Source organism: Clostridium sp. M62/1 (assembly GCF_020736365.1).
GTDB lineage: Bacteria > Bacillota > Clostridia > Lachnospirales > Lachnospiraceae > Otoolea > Otoolea saccharolyticum_A.
Genome location: NZ_CP085988.1, coordinates 1,606,073 through 1,621,908, shown reverse-complemented (window position 1 = coordinate 1,621,908; position 15,836 = coordinate 1,606,073). Strand labels below are relative to the sequence as shown.

At 52.3% G+C, this 15,836-nt stretch carries 13 protein-coding genes; all 13 read right to left on the bottom strand.

Features of this window, described 5'->3' with window-relative positions:
* Positions 1-478: 478 nt before the first annotated feature.
* The 13 genes from LK436_RS07750 to LK436_RS07690 all read right to left on the bottom strand — a co-directional run bounded on the left by LK436_RS07750 (position 479) and on the right by LK436_RS07690 (position 15,791).
* Positions 479-1,663, bottom strand: coding sequence for an ABC transporter permease (locus tag LK436_RS07750; RefSeq protein WP_044930639.1), 1,185 nt, complete (start codon positions 1,661-1,663; stop codon positions 479-481).
* Positions 1,617-2,381, bottom strand: coding sequence for an ABC transporter ATP-binding protein (locus LK436_RS07745; protein WP_008395823.1), 765 nt, complete (start codon positions 2,379-2,381; stop codon positions 1,617-1,619). Before LK436_RS07745 ends, LK436_RS07750 begins: the two co-directional genes overlap by 47 nt.
* A gap of 21 nt (positions 2,382-2,402) precedes the next feature.
* On the bottom strand, positions 2,403-4,127 hold the full coding sequence (locus tag LK436_RS07740; RefSeq protein WP_008395825.1) for an efflux RND transporter periplasmic adaptor subunit: 1,725 nt from the start codon (positions 4,125-4,127) through the stop codon (positions 2,403-2,405).
* 17 nt (positions 4,128-4,144) lie between these two features.
* Positions 4,145-5,272 (bottom strand): S-layer homology domain-containing protein, encoded by a 1,128-nt coding sequence (locus LK436_RS07735; RefSeq protein ID WP_008395826.1) that lies wholly within the window; start codon positions 5,270-5,272, stop codon positions 4,145-4,147.
* 321 nt (positions 5,273-5,593) lie between these two features.
* A complete protein-coding gene (locus LK436_RS07730) occupies positions 5,594-6,982 on the bottom strand; it encodes a glycine--tRNA ligase (RefSeq protein WP_008395827.1) in 1,389 nt (462 codons plus the stop codon).
* Positions 6,983-7,004: 22 nt separating this feature from the next.
* Positions 7,005-7,649, bottom strand: coding sequence for a hypothetical protein (locus tag LK436_RS07725; protein WP_044930641.1), 645 nt, complete (start codon positions 7,647-7,649; stop codon positions 7,005-7,007).
* A gap of 132 nt (positions 7,650-7,781) precedes the next feature.
* On the bottom strand, positions 7,782-8,429 hold the full coding sequence (gene recO / locus LK436_RS07720) for a DNA repair protein RecO (RefSeq protein WP_008395830.1): 648 nt from the start codon (positions 8,427-8,429) through the stop codon (positions 7,782-7,784).
* A 64-nt stretch (positions 8,430-8,493) separates the two neighbouring features.
* On the bottom strand, positions 8,494-9,399 hold the full coding sequence (gene era, locus LK436_RS07715) for a GTPase Era (RefSeq protein WP_008395831.1): 906 nt from the start codon (positions 9,397-9,399) through the stop codon (positions 8,494-8,496).
* A 22-nt stretch (positions 9,400-9,421) separates the two neighbouring features.
* Positions 9,422-12,343: an insulinase family protein gene (locus LK436_RS07710; RefSeq protein ID WP_044930643.1), complete on the bottom strand. Its 2,922-nt coding sequence runs from the start codon at positions 12,341-12,343 to the stop codon at positions 9,422-9,424.
* A 113-nt stretch (positions 12,344-12,456) separates the two neighbouring features.
* Positions 12,457-13,284 carry a YdcF family protein gene (locus LK436_RS07705; RefSeq protein WP_008395833.1) on the bottom strand — a complete coding sequence of 276 codons (828 nt, stop codon included), beginning with the start codon at positions 13,282-13,284 and terminating at the stop codon, positions 12,457-12,459.
* A 132-nt stretch (positions 13,285-13,416) separates the two neighbouring features.
* Complete coding sequence (locus tag LK436_RS07700; protein WP_008395834.1) at positions 13,417-14,679, bottom strand: peptidase U32 family protein; 1,263 nt, start codon at positions 14,677-14,679, stop codon at positions 13,417-13,419.
* The gene (locus LK436_RS07695; protein WP_008395835.1) at positions 14,680-15,387 is read right to left on the bottom strand and encodes an O-methyltransferase; all 708 of its coding nucleotides are present in this window, start codon (positions 15,385-15,387) and stop codon (positions 14,680-14,682) included.
* Positions 15,384-15,791, bottom strand: coding sequence for an endolytic transglycosylase MltG (locus LK436_RS07690; protein WP_008395836.1), 408 nt, complete (start codon positions 15,789-15,791; stop codon positions 15,384-15,386). The genes LK436_RS07695 and LK436_RS07690 overlap by 4 nt, the downstream gene beginning before the upstream one ends.
* Positions 15,792-15,836 lie beyond the last annotated feature (45 nt).

Sequence of the window (15,836 nt, the reverse complement as noted above, 5' to 3'; positions counted from 1 at the left end):
AGAGCCAGCCTTCCTGCACCTCCCCAAATAAGCAGAAGAACAACAAATCCCGCCTGCAGCGGGCCGTTTTTGCGGCAAATTCTGTCCGGCCTGACAGTTTCTTAGATATGCGCTTGTCATCAGCCTGTCTTTCGTGAATATTATAACATAAACTTGTAAGTAGTAAAGGGGTTTTCTTCAAATCTTTCCAAATTTTGTACAGTTAAGCCATGCAAAATCAAAAGGAGAGATGCGGCGCGGGAGCTTGCTCACGAAGACGTATCTCTCCTTTTGATTTTATAGGGCGCACGCCCTCATGAATCATTTGACGGGCGTGGCCTGACACTTCCTCTTTTCAGTTCCTCCGTCAAATGATGAATGGCATGGCTTAACTGCTCCCTAAAAGTCTCCTGCAAAATCACAGACAGAGATGCGGCGCGGGAGCTTGCTCACGAAGACGCATCTCTCCTTTTGATTTTATAGGGCGCACGCCCTCCTCCTAATCGCTTCTGAGGGCATCGATGGGGTTCAGCCTGGCGGCCCGGCTGGCCGGCATATAGCCGAACAGAAGCCCGATTCCCATAGAGACGCCGAAGGATACCAGGATGGAAGCAGGCGTGGGGACTGCCTCCATCCCCATCAGCTTTCCAATCCAGCCCGTTAAGGTACACCCCAGACCGATTCCCAGAAGCCCGCCAATGGAGCTCGTGACAGCAGCCTCCATCACAAACTGCTGCATAATGGTTCTTCGCTTCGCCCCCAGGGACTTTCGGATCCCGATCTCCCTGGTCCGCTCTGTCACGGACACCAGCATAATATTCATGACGCCCACTCCGGCTACCAGCAGAGAGATTCCGGCGATCCCGCCTACCAGCAGAGACATCATGGCAATCATGGAATTCAGTGAATCCAGCATCTCACTCATAAAAGTTATGGAGTAGAGATCCTCATCCTTAAAAACCGGGTAGAGAAAGCGGTCGAACAGCTCCCGAACCGTATCTGTACTGCCTGTGTCCCGGACCGTAAACAGGTAGGTGTTGATCTGACCGTTTCTGGCCAGCTTCACTGCTGTGGTGTAGGGCAGGTAAAGGGTATCATCGCTCCCTCCTTCCTCCATCTCTTCCCCCTCTCCTGCCTGCCGTTCAACACAGCCCACAATCTCATAGGCCTCCCCGTTGACCTTGATTGTTTCACCTAAAGCCCTGTCGCTGCCCCCGTACAGTTCCTGGGCCAGATAGCTTCCGATAACGCAGATCTTCTGCCTGGAAATCAGATCCGAATACTGGATAAACCGCCCTGCTGCAAGTTCCTGATGCTTCAGATCCAGGAACTCCTCACTGACTCCTGTGACGGAGGTGGAGGTAAACGAGTCATTCCCCGCCTTGACAGTTCCCTGAACAGATACGGAAGGGGACATTTCCCCGAAATACTCCCTGTTTTCCTCGTAAAACTCATACATCTCCTCATCCGATACAGAGCGGGTGCTCAAATTCACCAGATTCACCGTAACCTGATCCGTTCCCATATCAGAAAAGCTCTCCGTCATATAGGACATCTGCCCGTTGACCAGACCGACCAGAATAATCACGGCCGCCACTCCGATGATGATTCCAAGCATGGTCAGAGCAGAGCGCATCTTATTGCTCCATATACTTTTTATCGCCAGATGAAAGGACTGCCGCATATTCTTTCACATCCCCGTCAAAATTTATTTTTCCGTCTTTAATCCGCACCACCCGCTTAGCCTCCAGGGCGATAGAGCTGTCATGAGTGATAATCACAATAGTATTTCCCTCCTGGTTCAGCTCCTTCAGAAAATCCAGCACTTCCCGGCTGGTCCTTGAGTCCAGCGCACCGGTAGGCTCATCGGCCAGAATCAGAGAAGGGTTCCCGGCCAGGGCTCTGGCGATGGATACTCTCTGCTGCTGTCCTCCTGAAAGCTGTTTCGGCCTGTTCTTCCACTTATCCTCCAGTCCCACCCGCCTAAGAGCCTGCATGGCCCGCTGTCTTCGCTCTTCCTTTGGGACACCGGCATAGAGGAGGGGCAGCTCCACATTTTCCAGAAGGCTGTCTTTTGGCAGCAGGTTGTACTGCTGGAAGATAAATCCTATGGTTTTATTCCTTATCTCAGCCAGCTGATCGTCACTCATATGTGACACGTCCTCCCCTCCCAGAAAATATTTCCCCTCTGTAGGCACATCGAGAGCTCCTATAATGTTCATCAGAGTGGATTTCCCGCTTCCTGATTTCCCCACGATCGCCACAAACTCTCCTCTGTAAATGTTCAGACTGATCCCATCGTTGGCTCTCACCTCTGTGCTGCCCATCTGATAGATTTTATAGATATTTCTCAGTTCAATTAACGGTACTCTGTCCATCTTTGCGCACCTTTCTTCTGCCATGCCATGTCCGGCCTGCTTCCTCTATCTCTGCCTGCCGCCGCCAGGGCCGCCTTCCATGCCGCCTCCTCCGAAGCCGCCTCCCTCAAAGCCGCCTCCGCCCATACCGTTCATTCCTCCCGGTACATCTGCCGGCTGCTGAGCGCTCTCCTGGGTATCAGAGGATACATAGACCTCATCTCCTTCTTCCAGATCACCGGAGACAATCTCCACATAGTCAGAGCTGATAAGCCCCGTTTCCACCTGAACCTGCTTAAAGCCTGCCGGAACAGGACCCTGGGATTCCTCTGCACTGTCGTCCTTCACATAGACTGCATTCCCCCTCTGCAGGGCGCCGGAGGGTACTGAAAGGACCTGTTCTGCCGAAGCTGTGATAATTGTCCCATCCACATTCATGCCGGGAAGAAGACTTCCTGACTCATTTAGCGTGACGGTGACAGGATAGTAGGTCACACCGTTGGAGCTGGTCCCCTCCATACTCACATTCGTCACTGTCCCGCTGAAGGTTTCCCCCTCAAAGGCATCTGCCTGAATCTCCACCTCCTGCCCTTCCTCCACCTGACTGATATCCAGCTCGTCAATATTTATCTGGAAGGTCAGTGCGGAGAGATCATAGATCACCGCCAGAGTGGAGGCGCTGGAGCCGTTTTGAATCTTGTCTCCCACCTTGACGCTCTTTGTGATGACCGTCCCGGATATTGGCGCTGTGATTGTGTAATCATCATAGCTTTCCTGAGTGGAATCCAGGCTGGACTGAGCGGATTCAAGCTGTGACTGGGCCGTATCCATGGAATCCTTGTAGGACTGCAGGAGCTTCTTTGCCGAATCAGAGGTCATGGAGAAAAGAGGGGTTCCCACGCTCACAAGGTCGCCCTCCTGCACCAGCAGTCCCGCCACCTCCACACTCTGAGGCAGATCTGCCACCAGCACCGTGTCCACGGACGGCTCAAATGTTCCGTCTCCGCTGGAATAAAATTCCCCCACCTGGGCAGTGGCCGCTACCGAACTGCTCAGGCCTCCCGGATTTTCCACCTCTATGGTGACATATCGGATCAGCCTCCCTCCTGTGAGCGCCTCATCCATACTGCTGACCCCTGTGACAGTACCGGAAATCTGTTCTGCGGTACTGCTCAGCGTCAGAACCGCCTGGGCTCCCTCTGGGATCTGAGCCGCCTCTGTGTTTAAAAATGGTATCCTCACTTTCATTACACTGTCATTATAGATGTCTGCAATCTGGGTGTTGGAGGACACTTTATCCCCCGCCTCAATGTACAGAGTTTTTATGTATCCTGCCTTTTCTGCTTTGTAGGTATTTCCGCTGTACCTGGAGGCCGCCTCATTGTAATCGCTCACAGCCGTGTCATAGCTGTCCTGGGCCCGCTCCACATCATTGGAGGCGGACTGGAGCCTGGACTCCATAGACGAAGCGTCGATCCGGTAGAGCACCTGCCCTTCCGTCACCTGATCTCCTTCCTCAAAGGAGGCTTCCACCACCTCCCCCTCCGCCATGGAGGTAATGCTGTAGGTGTCCTTTGGCTCGAGAGTCCCTGACGCCGAAAGGGTAGAAACAATGTCCTGTCTCGTCACCTTCCCTGTGCTGACTGCGCTTTCCTCTGTTTCCCCGCTCTCCGATAATTTCCAGACCGCAGAGAGGACGGCTGCTGCCAGAATCAGTCCGGACACGGCGGCAATTCTCTTCCAGTTCTTTCGAATCCGCATTTTCATTTGCTTGGGAACTAACTGTTTCATTCCACTCCACGCTCCTGCTAGTCAATATAGTCAATCAGCTGATATTCCAGACTGTCCTCATCCTCAGAATCAGAACTGTTTTTATTCTCCCAGATAACCGTTATGGTATCTCCTATCTCCAGCTCTCCATAGACGGAAAATGCGAACTGCATATCAGAGGTGGCCAGCTCGTACTCCGTCCCATCCACTACAATGGAGGTGGGAATCATCACATCGGAGGAGCTGTAGTAAACTGCCTCCAGCTCTCCCTCCGTCGCTCCTCTTTGGCCGTTTCCGCTCTCTGAGTATCCGTATACGGCCCGTGTCGCGGAGTTGTAGTAAATGACAACTGCCTCCTCCTCAATATCATCCTTGGAAGCCGATTCACCGTCCAGGTAGAAGGAGGCCTTTGAGGTGGAAAAGGGCAGGATCCCGGCAAAAGTTCTGTCTGCCATGGCGTAAGGGCCTTTCAGCTTGCTCTCCAGCGCCTCCAGCGGATTGATCTCTCCGTCTGAGGTGAGGGAAAAGTCGAGAACGGAAGCGTATACCGTGCTGCTTGTCTCCTCCTGTCCCTCATACTCTTTTTTGTTTGTCTTAAGCAGGTTGTAAAACAGATTCACACAGTCATACCGGTCCAGGCTGTTGGCCGCCGCCTTTCCGATTCCGTCGTCCAGCTCCAGATACGTAGCCTTCGCCATTCTGTTTGACATGATATTTCCCGAAAAATCTTCATCCGTATATCCCAGAAGCATCAGGACAGCACCCACGGCCTCCTGCATGGTGACAGGCTGATCCGGCCTGAAGTTTCCTCCCAGATAGCCGCTCATCCATCCCTGCTCTGCCGCCACTCTGATATAGGAGGCATACTCGCTGTTCCGGTCCACATCTGCAAAAACCGAAACATTGTTGTCCCCGCTGACGCTGCTTCTGAGGGTGGATGCCTTGACCAGCATCTCGGCAAACTGCGCCCTTGTAACCGGAGCGCTGTCGTCAGAGGTCTCCCGCATAATCCCGGCGGCCACCACCACTTTTTTTCTCATACTGTAATTGGACGACGCCTCCGCGGTTATGGGAGTCAATACGGAAGCTGCCGATACCACCGCCATAAAACCTGCTATGCACTGTCTGTTCATCTCTTCACCATCCTGTCTCTCTGTCTTCTCCATCTTTCCTCTCTGCCGCTCAGAGTGTTCCGGCTCCGGGGCAGAAACTGTGATTTCTTATTTTTTACTATCTTACAGAGTCAAACTTAAATCAGCTTTAAAAAACTTAAGTCAGCTTTAAGTGAGAGCAAAAAGTATTATTTTCTGTTCAGCCATATGGGAGATTGGGAGATGACTGCAGCAGACTGGGAGAAATGCACGCAAAAATGCCGCTCAGCCATCAATTCTATGATGTAATTGATGGTTGAGCGGCACGCTCTTTCCTTTTTTTCTGTTGTCTCACTGGCTGTCTTTCTGACAGACCAGGCAGACAGACCTCACCGCTTAGAAGCGGAACTTATCCTCAAAATAGTTCTTCAGCTCTGCAATCGGGATTCTCACCTGCTCCATGGTATCGCGATCCCTGACAGTCACTGCACCGTCTGTCTCAGAGTCAAAGTCGTAGGTTACGCAGAACGGAGTTCCGATCTCGTCCTGTCTTCTGTATCTCTTTCCGATGTTTCCTCTGTCGTCAAACTCGCAGTTGTAATACTTGGAGAGTTCTGCATAAACCTTCTCTGCGCCCTCGTTTAACTTCTTGGACAGAGGCAGCACGCCGATCTTGACCGGAGCGATGGCCGGATGGAAGTGAAGCACGGTTCTCACATCTCCCTCTCCGATCTCCTCCTCGTCGTAGGCAGAGCAGAGGAAGGCCAGTGTCACGCGGTCAGCTCCCAGTGACGGCTCAATAACATAAGGAATATATTTCTCCTTCTTCTCATCGTCAAAGTAGGTCATATCCTGGCCGGAGGTATTCTGGTGCTGGGTCAGGTCGTAATCAGTTCTGTCGGCAATTCCCCAGAGCTCACCCCAGCCGAAGGGGAACAGGAACTCCAGGTCTGTGGTTGCCTTGCTGTAGAAGCAGAGCTCCTCCGGAGAGTGATCTCTGGCGCGCATCTCGTCATCCTTGATTCCAAGAGTCTTTAACCAGTTGATGCAGAATTCCTTCCAGTATGCAAACCACTCCAGATCCGTGCCTGGCTCGCAGAAAAATTCCAGCTCCATCTGCTCAAACTCTCTGGTGCGGAAGGTAAAGTTTCCTGGAGTAATCTCGTTTCGGAAGGATTTTCCGATCTGGCCGATGCCGAAGGGGATCTTCTTTCTGGAGGTTCTCTGAACATTCTTAAAGTTTACAAAAATACCCTGAGCAGTCTCCGGTCTTAAATATACAGTATTCTTCGCATCCTCCGTTACGCCCTGGAAGGTCTTGAACATCAGGTTGAACTGACGGATGTCTGTAAAATCATGCTTGCCGCAGCTTGGGCAGCAGATATTGTGATCGTCAATATACTGCTTCATCTCCTCCTGGGACCATCCGTCCACGGAGCCCTCCATCTCGATATTGTTGGCAGCCATGTAGTCCTCAATCAGCTTGTCGGCGCGGAATCTCTCCTTGCAGGACTTGCAGTCCATCAGCGGATCGGAGAAGCCGCCTAAGTGGCCGGAAGCCACCCATGTCTGGGAGTTCATCAGAATGGCGCAGTCAACGCCCACATTGTATGGACTCTCCTGCACGAATTTCTGCCACCAGGCTTTTTTTACATTGTTTTTAAGCTCAACACCCAGGTTTCCATAGTCCCAGGTGTTGGCAAGGCCGCCGTAAATCTCGGAGCCCGGGTACACAAATCCTCTGGACTTCGCCAGCGCTACAATCTTCTCCATCGTCTTTTCCATAATAAATCCTCCTATTTCTGCGCTATTTTGTTGTAAACACGACAACTGATGTCTGTCCCTCCGGAACTGTCACTGCTGTGTCGCTGATTGTTTCCACACCGTTACTCATATAGAGCACCTGCCCTTCTGTTTCCAGAACGCCGCCGCCCTGGACATTGACCGCCAGAGCCTTCTGCTCCTTTGTAATATCAAGGCCTGACACTGCCTTTCCGTCCGCGGTCTGAAACTCTCCGGCCAGCCAGCCGGCCGTTCCCGCATCCGCCGCGCTTTTCACCTCTATGGATGTAAAGGAATTGCTGGTGTCCTCATTTTCATCACTCTGTCTGAATGCAATCAGATCCGCCGCGCTCCTGTAACCGAATACGGCTGTCATTTCCCCGTCCTGCACAGAACAGGAATCAAGAGATACGGGGACTTCCTCCCCCTCTGAGCCGCCGGTCTTTTCATTGAACCGCTCTACCGCCGATTCCAGAAACTCCCTAAGCTCATCTGCATCTGCCTCAAAGGTTTCCTCTGTTTCCAGGACCAGCGCGCTCTTTATATCACCGTCGGAGGTGATATAGACACAGCTCCTGTCCGGTGAGAAGGAGCCTGCGCCGCCGGCCGAGCATCCGGCCAGAAGAATCCCCGCGGCCGTAGCCGCAAGCATCAGCCTGGCTTTTTTCATATTCTGCCCTCCTGCAATCTTCGCAGCAAGCCGGCCTGTTCCCGCACTTTGCTGCAATATTGTTTTAGTATACCCGTTTTATTCCATATTTTCAATATCCTGCACAGATTTTCTGCAATCGCCGGCAGCCGTCTATGTAACCACCCGGAGAATTTCCAGTGACCGGAATTCCCTGTCCACATACCTTCTCTTGTTGTCCTCCACACAGCGGGCAAATTCCTCAAACACTGGTTCGGTCAGAAGAAAGGTATACAGCTTTTCAATAGGCGTGGAGATCACAAACTGCCAGGCATAGAGGGCGGAGTCGCTGATCTTCCTGTCAGGCGCCTCCCGGTACTCCCCCTGGATAGCCATGAGCCTCAGCTCAAAGATGCGCCTCACCAGCCTGTTGGGAATCGCCGGCTTTAAAAGCGCCCGGAACGACTGGTAGAGAAGGCGGATGGTCTCTGACTCATCCACGTTCTCACGGCCGTAATATCCCGCAAACTCCGCAAAGTAGGAGGCGTAGCAGGCGCACTCCATATCTGACGCCAGCTCATCAAAGTAGTTTTCCACCTCCGCCCCATAGAGGTTATAGGCGTCCCTCCCCTCTGTCAGTGAAAAAACGCCGAACACAAACGGCCTGCACGGAGCCCGCAGCTGGCTGGCCGCCCGCTTGGCCCCTCTCGCAAAGCAGGTGATCTTTCCCCTCTCCTTTGTCAGAATGACCAGACGCTTGTCATAGTCCCCCACCGGAGAGGCACTGATCACCATCCCTGTGGCCTGAATGAGTTCCCGCACGTTTTTTCACCTCCTTCCCCTTCGCCCTGAAATGCAAAAAAGTCAGCTCCGGGCTTACGGCACACTAAATATCCTTCGGATTATATCCGTAATTCTTCATGAAGAGATCGCTGTCTCTCCACTCCTTTCTGACCTTTACCCAGAGCTTTAAGTTTACCTGGGTGTCCATCAGGTTGCCAATCTCCATCCTGGCGGCAGTCCCGATTTTCTTTAACATGCTTCCGCCCTTTCCGATGATAATTCCCTTGTGGGAATCCCTCTCGCAGACAATGGTGGCCTCAATATCGATCATCCCGTTTTTCCGCTCTGTCATCCGCTCGATGGTCACGGCGATCCCGTGGGGGATCTCGTCGTCCAGCATCCGCAGAGCCTTCTCCCGGATCAGCTCTGCGGCAATCTGGCGCATGGGCTGATCCGTCACCGTATCCTCGTCATAGAACTGAGGTCCCTCCGGCAGGTATTTAAAAATACAGTCCTTCACGGCGTCAATATTTTTCTCCTTCAGGGCTGAGGCCGGAATGATCTCGGCAAACTCGCATATATCCTTATAGGCCGCGATAAAGGTGAGAATATCTTCCTTGTTTTTGATGGTATCCGTCTTGTTGATCACCAGGATCACCGGCGTTTTCACCTTCTTTAGCTGCTCCGCAATGTGGCGTTCCCCGGCTCCGATGAAGGTGGTGGGCTCCACCAGCCAGAGAATGACGTCCACCTCCTTAAGGGTGTGCTCAGCCACACTCACCATATATTCTCCCAGCTTGTTTTTCGCCTTGTGGATTCCTGGGGTATCCAGGAAAATAATCTGTCCCCTCTCATCCGTGTAGACCGTCTGGATCCTGTTTCTCGTGGTCTGGGGCTTATCCGATGTGATGGCAATTTTCTGCCCGATCAGATGGTTCATGAGGGTGGATTTTCCCACATTGGGCCGTCCGATCAGCGTCACAAAGCCCGATTTGAATTTCTGCTCCATGATTTCTCCTTTGTCCGTTTTGTCAGTTAAACAGATTTTTTATCTCTCCGAACATTTCTCTCTCCGCCTGAATCTTCTCCGCATTTCCGATCACGCAGAAGCTGCCTGTATTTAAGATCTGCCGGATAATCGGAGCCAGAGCGCGAATGTCTTCCTTTGTCACATTCAGGATTTCCTCCCGCTCTTTCTTCAGCATCTCGTCAGTAACTTTGGAGAAATAGGCGGAATCTGCCTTGCTTCCCTTATACTGTGGAAGAAGGGGAACATCCAGGTCACTGATAGTTCCGATGACGTATTTCGTCATATCTCTCTCATCGGCGTCAAATTCCTCCAGATATTTGACAATTCCCTCGTAGACTCTGTCCGTCTCTCTGAGGTTTGGATCCCGGTAGGAAACGAAATATCCCTCTCCTGTCCTGCCCGCTCCGTTCATCACGCCGTAGGCTCCTCCCTTGACGCGGACATTCAGCCACAGATAGTCATAGCCGAGAATTACCTTTAAGGTCTTTAAGGCTCCCGTGTATCTGTATCCGCTTCCGGCAAAGGTGCCGCATCTGGCCACATAGTTGACCTGGGAGGAGGTCATAAAGCCCTCATTCCTGTTTTCCTTTGCAGCAGTAAAGGAATATCTCTCCTCTCCTGTTTCAGGCAGCATTTCCTTCAGCTGTTTCAGAGGGGCCTTCATCTTCTCATACCCTTTGCTGTCTGCCGTAAAGCTCACCGTCATATTGTCAGAGGTAAAGAGTCTTTCTGCCGTTTTTCTGAGCTTTCCGGCAATCTCCTCCTTCTTCTCCTCGAAATTCCTGGCCAGGTCCTCTAAGAACTGGTAGTAGGCGATTCCGCCTGTCACATCATTGTAGGCAGAGGCCGCGGAGAAGTAGGACGTACCCCTCGTCACTGCCGCCGAATGGCCGGAAGCGTTTAACCGCATCTGTGCCCTGGATTTTGTCTCGTTGATGATCTCTGACAGGCGCTTTGTATCGTCAAACACAGAGGTTTTCAGAATCTCTCCCAGAATGGAGAATCCGAAATCCAGCTTCTCGCAGAGGACTCTCACGCTGGCTGCAAACATTCCGGTAAAATCATCGCTGTTTTCCAGTGAAGGGTAGGAGAGCACGCTGAAGTTTACGCCGCCGCTGTTTAAGTTAATCTCGTCTGCCAGCTCGCTGTAGCTGTAGTTCTCCGTACTCACATAGCCGAGAACGGATTTCAAAAGCCCCACATAGGCCATATCCTCTGCAGGAACACGGCTGGTGTCAAAGAGAAGGCGCAGATACCCGATCCCTGAGGTGAACAGGTCATGGAACAGCACCTTCGTTCCCTCTTCCTCCCTGACGCTTAACACCAGTCTCTCCGGTTCCCTCTCGATGTCCTCCCTGCGAAGCAGAGGAATCTTCTCCAGATCCTCCTTGGGGGACGGGGTATCCTGATACTCCTTAAGCTCCCTGGTAGCCCTGACAATATGGGCCCTCTCCTCATCTGTCAGGCTCTCCCTGTAGGCGGCCAGCCGCTCTGCCAGCTTCCTGTCCTCCTCTGCGGTCATATTTTTTCTCGGACTTACCAGGACCACAGCTGAGGAAGGATTGTCCAGAAGATACGTCCGAATCAGCTCCTCAAAATATCCCTCTTTCGCCGCTTTTTTGAGAAAGTCAAAGCTCTCCCCGTACTCCAGATGCATCAGCGGATCTCCGCCGTAGAGCCAGCTGTCCAGGCACTGAAGGCCGTACATAAGCCCTTTTGGCGCAGAACCGAAGTCTGCCTCCCTGCAGCGGAACTCATAGTAGTTGATTCCCGCAAGCAGGCTCTTCTGATTCAGCCCCTGATCGGCCAGTCTGCGCAGCGTTCCCTCCACTACGGCCAGAAACTCGCCCTTCTGGTCTCTGTCTGCATCCTTTGCGATAACGGAGAAATAGGGCTGCAGAATTCCGTTTTCATATCCTCCGAGAATATCCTGTCCGATTCCCGCATTCAGAAGCTCTGTCTTTAGGGGCGCTCCGGGGGCGTCGATGAGGACATACTCCAGCACCTGGAAGGCCAGATAGTGGATGGGATTCAGTCCCTCTCCCGCCAGGGATGTGACAGAAAGGTAGGTTGCATGCTCCCCTGACTCACCCTCTGTGATGGGATAGAAAATCTCCCTCTCTACCGGCGCGTCAAAGGCCTTCTGTTTCCTGATCTCTGAGTCTGCCGGCTGTCTGTCGTACTTGGACAGGTACTCCCGGTCCAGCCATTCCAGCTTCTCTGCCATATCCATATCTCCGTAGAGGTAGATGTAGCTGTTGGAGGGATGGTAATAGGTTCTGTGGAAGTTTAAAAAATCCTCATAGGAAAGCTGCGGGATCACCGCCGGATCGCCGCCGGACTCATTGCCGTAGCAGGTGTCCGGAAACAGGACGTTTCTCGTATACCGATCCAGAACACTCTCCGGGGAGGAAAAGGCTCCCTTCATCTCATTGTAAACCACTCCGTTTAAAGTTAAAGGACTGTCCTCTGTCTCCATCTCGTAATGCCAGCCCTCCTGGCGGAAGATCTTTTCCTCACGGTAGATATTTGGGTGAAGCACAGCGTCCATGTAGACGTCCATCAGGTTCTGGAAATCCTTCTCATTGCAGCTGGCCACCGGGTAAACCGTCTTGTCCGGATAGGTCATAGCATTCAGGAAGGTGTTCAGGGAACCCTTCACCAGCTCCACAAAGGGATCCTTTACGGGGAATTTTTCAGAACCGCAGAGTACGCTGTGCTCCAGGATATGGGCAACTCCCGTGCTGTCTGCCGGAGGAGTCCTGAAGCCGATGCAGAATACCTTGTTCTCATCGTCATTGGACAGAAGGAAAATTCTGGCACCCGTCTTTTTGTGCTCCAGAATATACCCTTCTGAGTTCAGCTCTTTTACCTGCTTTTCAGTTATGAGGCGGTATGCCTCCAACTCACTGACTTTTTTCATGCTATCTTCCTTTCCTGATTTATTTGCCTTCTTATGAATCACTTTTATGAGTCATTTTTATGAGCTATTTTTATTGTCCGATCGCCGTTTATATACATCGCGTTTATTTTCATTTATATATTTCCCATAAATTTGTCTTTTAATATGGCAAAGCACTCGCGGAGCCACAGATTCGGAATCAGAAGCGGATCGGACGGAGCCGAAATTCCATAGACATTTCTGACCCCCTGTTTCTTCGCGATTGCCTTGGCCCGAAACAGGTGAAAATCACTGGTCAGAATGCCGATGTGAATGGAATCCAGCTCGTCGCCGGGTGCGTAGGCATTCTCCCCCACCTCCTTGAAAATCTGCTGGAACACCCTTTCCTTCCACTGCTCCTGGCTGCGGATAACCTCCAGGCTGTACCTGATATTCTCCCTGGTATTAGTAGAGCGGGTTTCCAAAAGAAGCTGGGTTTCCGGCACACCGTTGTACCTCAGATACTCATACATGACCTCTGCCTCCGCGATCTCCTCGTCCTTCCCCTGCCCGCCGGACAGCACCAGAAAGGTATTGGGGTTGTTCTCCGCATAGTCAATCGCCCGATCGAGCCTCTTTTTGAGAGAATTGCTGGGCTCAGTTCCATTTACCTTTGCTCCCAGCACAATGACATAATCCATGCTCTTTTTGGTGGAGGTTAAAATTCCTGTTCCGATGAGCACCAGAACCACAGCAATCACAGCTGCAGCCGCCCCCAGAACTGTCACCGCCGACACCAAAGGCCAGACGGGAATCTCTTCCCTGTGATTCAGATAATAGTGTCTGCCGGCGGCCAGAAATCCAAAGAGCGCCGCACAAAACGGCCAGAACAGGGAAAATGAGACAGAAAATCCTGTGGAAAGCACAATCCCTCCATAATATAAAAGGCAGAGCCCTGCCGCCGCTTCCAGTATCACGGTCATGATCCTTCCTCCTTCGTTTCCCTGCCGTCCGTTCCGGGACGCCTTCCTTCAAATGGGTAAAAAAGGGGTGCAAAACCGGCAGTCCTGCCATTTCGCATCCCCCAAGCCGGATGAGAGCGGCTCAGAAACCGGCTACTGGCCGGCCTGTGTCCTTCCCTCTTCATCCTCATTATGTTCGCTTCTTCTCAAAATATCATACGGCTCCGGTGAAACAGAAAGCCTTACCTTAAGCCTCTGTTTTGGGTGAGGCGCGCTTTCCATCTGCACACCCTCCTCATCGCAGATCTCTTCCACTGAAACAGGGATATTCCGCCCGTCCGGCTTCATAATTTCGATGGATTCTCCCACTGAAAACTTGTTTTTCTGCTCCATGAGGAAGCTGCCGTCCCCGCAGACTTCCTCCACCGTTCCGATGTAGGTGTAGTTTTTCACATAGGTGTTGCTGTCATAAATCTGGGCGTCTGATTCTGGCTTGTGGAAATAAAATCCCGTCGTAAATTCACGGTAGGTACATTTTCCAATCTCAGCCTTGTACCACTCCATATTTTCCCGGTATTTTTCCGGGCTTTCCAGGTAATCGTCAATGGCCTTTCTGTAGGTGCGGGCCACTGTGGCCACATAGAGAGCCGTCTTCATCCGCCCCTCAATCTTGAAGCTGTCAATGCCCGCCTCAATCATCTCCGGAATATGCTCAATCATGCACAGATCCTTGGAGTTGAAAATAAAGGTTCCCCTCTCATTTTCATAGACCGGAAGGTACTCTCCCGGCCTCGTTTCCTCCACCACCGAATATTTCCAGCGGCAGGGATGGGTGCAGGCTCCCTGGTTGGCATCTCTTCCGACAAAATAGTTGCTTAAGAGGCAGCGGCCGGAGTAGGAAATGCACATGGCTCCATGGATGAAGCTCTCGATTTCCATATCCTCTGGGATCCTGTCACGGATCTGGCGGATCTCCTCAAGGGAGAGCTCCCTGGCTGTTACCACCCGCTTTGCCCCGAGCCCGTACCAGAACAGGAAGGTTTCGTAGTTCGTATTGTTGGCCTGGGTGCTGATGTGGATCTCCATGTCCGGCAGAATCCTTCTCGCAATGGCAAAGACTCCCGGATCGGAGATAATGAGGGCATCCGGCCTGATTTCCCTAAGCTCCTCAAAATACTGCTCCACACCTGCCAGATCCTCATTGTGAGCCAGAATATTGGCTGTGACATAGACCTTCACCCCCCGCTCGTGGGCAAAGGCAATTCCCTCTTTCATATCCTCAGTTGTAAAATTTTTCGCTTTTGCCCGAAGTCCGAAGGCCTCGCCTCCGATGTAGACGGCGTCAGCCCCGTAAATAACAGCTGTTTTCAGCACATCCAGACTTCCGGCCGGAATTAAAAGCTCCCGTTTTCTCATCTATTTTTCCTCTGATTCATTTTCATTTCGTTTCAAAGCCTCCGGGTGCACCGGTTCTGCCCCCTGCCGCCGCTTTACGCTGACCGTCACCCCGTCACCGATGGGGATCACAGAGGTCTCAAACTCCTCCATATGGGTCAGTGTGTACAGATACTCCCGCATCCTGGCGTGAATCGTTCTGTTTCTTCGCTCCACCGCGTATCGCGACTCAATCAGATCTCCGTCCTGAAGTACATTGTCAGAAACCAGCACGCCTCCCTGGGGAAGCAGCCTTAGTATCATAGGCAGCCAGTGAAGGTACTGGCCCTTGGCTGCATCCATAAAGATAAAATCGTACGGCCCCTTCAGAGTCTGCAGAAATTCCTCCGCATCCCCTTCCAGAAGAGTAATCCTGTCCTCCATGCCGGCCTTTCTGAAATTATCCCTGGCCACCGGAAGGCGCTTTTCATATTTTTCTATGGTTGTGATATGGCAGTCCTCAGGCATCACGCGGCTCATCAGCAGGGCAGAGTACCCCACCGCTGTTCCCACCTCCAGGATATTTTCCGGGCGTTTCATGGCCACTAAGGTCTTTAAGAGAGCCGCCGTTTCCTTCCTGATAATGGGAACACGGCCCCTCACTGCCTCCTCCTCGATTGAGTCGAGAAGGGCGCCGTTTCCCTGATCCAGGGAGTGAAGATAGGAGGTGATCCGCTCATTTACGATCATGATGCCTCCTCCTCTCCCGTTTCCTCTGCCTTTGGCCCCTCGCTCAGCATCTGTAAAATCTCCATGGAAGTCTGGGTGGTGCGGAAGGTATAGGTACCCGGCTGGATCTCATATTCATAGAGGATGGATTCGATCAGAAAGACGTACGCGTCCTGTATCAGCCCTTTTTCCTCCAGGAGCCTTCCCGTTTCCATGACGGACATGCCGTCCTCCACCGTCACCTGCTTTGCAGTTCCCTCCCCGCTTTCCATAGGCGTCGGGTCGAAAATTTCGTGGCCGAAGCTGTATCCTCTGGTGACCCCCTCATACATCAGGATGCACACAAGGGCCAGCAGAATCAGCTTCAGCGATACATTAATCACAGTTCCCGTCACCCGGTTGATTTCCCTCGTTGTACGGCTCATATCTCACTTCCTCGCAGTCATCTGCCCGGCAGTCCCGCCCGGCTG

Coding starts and splice junctions, on each gene's coding strand:
- LK436_RS07750 (WP_044930639.1), bottom strand. CDS start 1,663: ATGCGGCAGTCCTTTCATCTGGCGATAAAAAGTATATGGAGCAATAAG.
- LK436_RS07745 (WP_008395823.1), bottom strand. CDS start 2,381: ATGGCAGAAGAAAGGTGCGCAAAGATGGACAGAGTACCGTTAATTGAA.
- LK436_RS07740 (WP_008395825.1), bottom strand. CDS start 4,127: ATGAAACAGTTAGTTCCCAAGCAAATGAAAATGCGGATTCGAAAGAAC.
- LK436_RS07735 (WP_008395826.1), bottom strand. CDS start 5,272: ATGGAGAAGACAGAGAGACAGGATGGTGAAGAGATGAACAGACAGTGC.
- LK436_RS07730 (WP_008395827.1), bottom strand. CDS start 6,982: ATGGAAAAGACGATGGAGAAGATTGTAGCGCTGGCGAAGTCCAGAGGA.
- LK436_RS07725 (WP_044930641.1), bottom strand. CDS start 7,649: ATGAAAAAAGCCAGGCTGATGCTTGCGGCTACGGCCGCGGGGATTCTT.
- era (WP_008395831.1), bottom strand. CDS start 9,399: ATGGAGCAGAAATTCAAATCGGGCTTTGTGACGCTGATCGGACGGCCC.
- LK436_RS07710 (WP_044930643.1), bottom strand. CDS start 12,343: ATGAAAAAAGTCAGTGAGTTGGAGGCATACCGCCTCATAACTGAAAAG.
- LK436_RS07705 (WP_008395833.1), bottom strand. CDS start 13,284: ATGACCGTGATACTGGAAGCGGCGGCAGGGCTCTGCCTTTTATATTAT.
- LK436_RS07700 (WP_008395834.1), bottom strand. CDS start 14,679: ATGAGAAAACGGGAGCTTTTAATTCCGGCCGGAAGTCTGGATGTGCTG.
- LK436_RS07695 (WP_008395835.1), bottom strand. CDS start 15,387: ATGATCGTAAATGAGCGGATCACCTCCTATCTTCACTCCCTGGATCAG.
- LK436_RS07690 (WP_008395836.1), bottom strand. CDS start 15,791: ATGAGCCGTACAACGAGGGAAATCAACCGGGTGACGGGAACTGTGATT.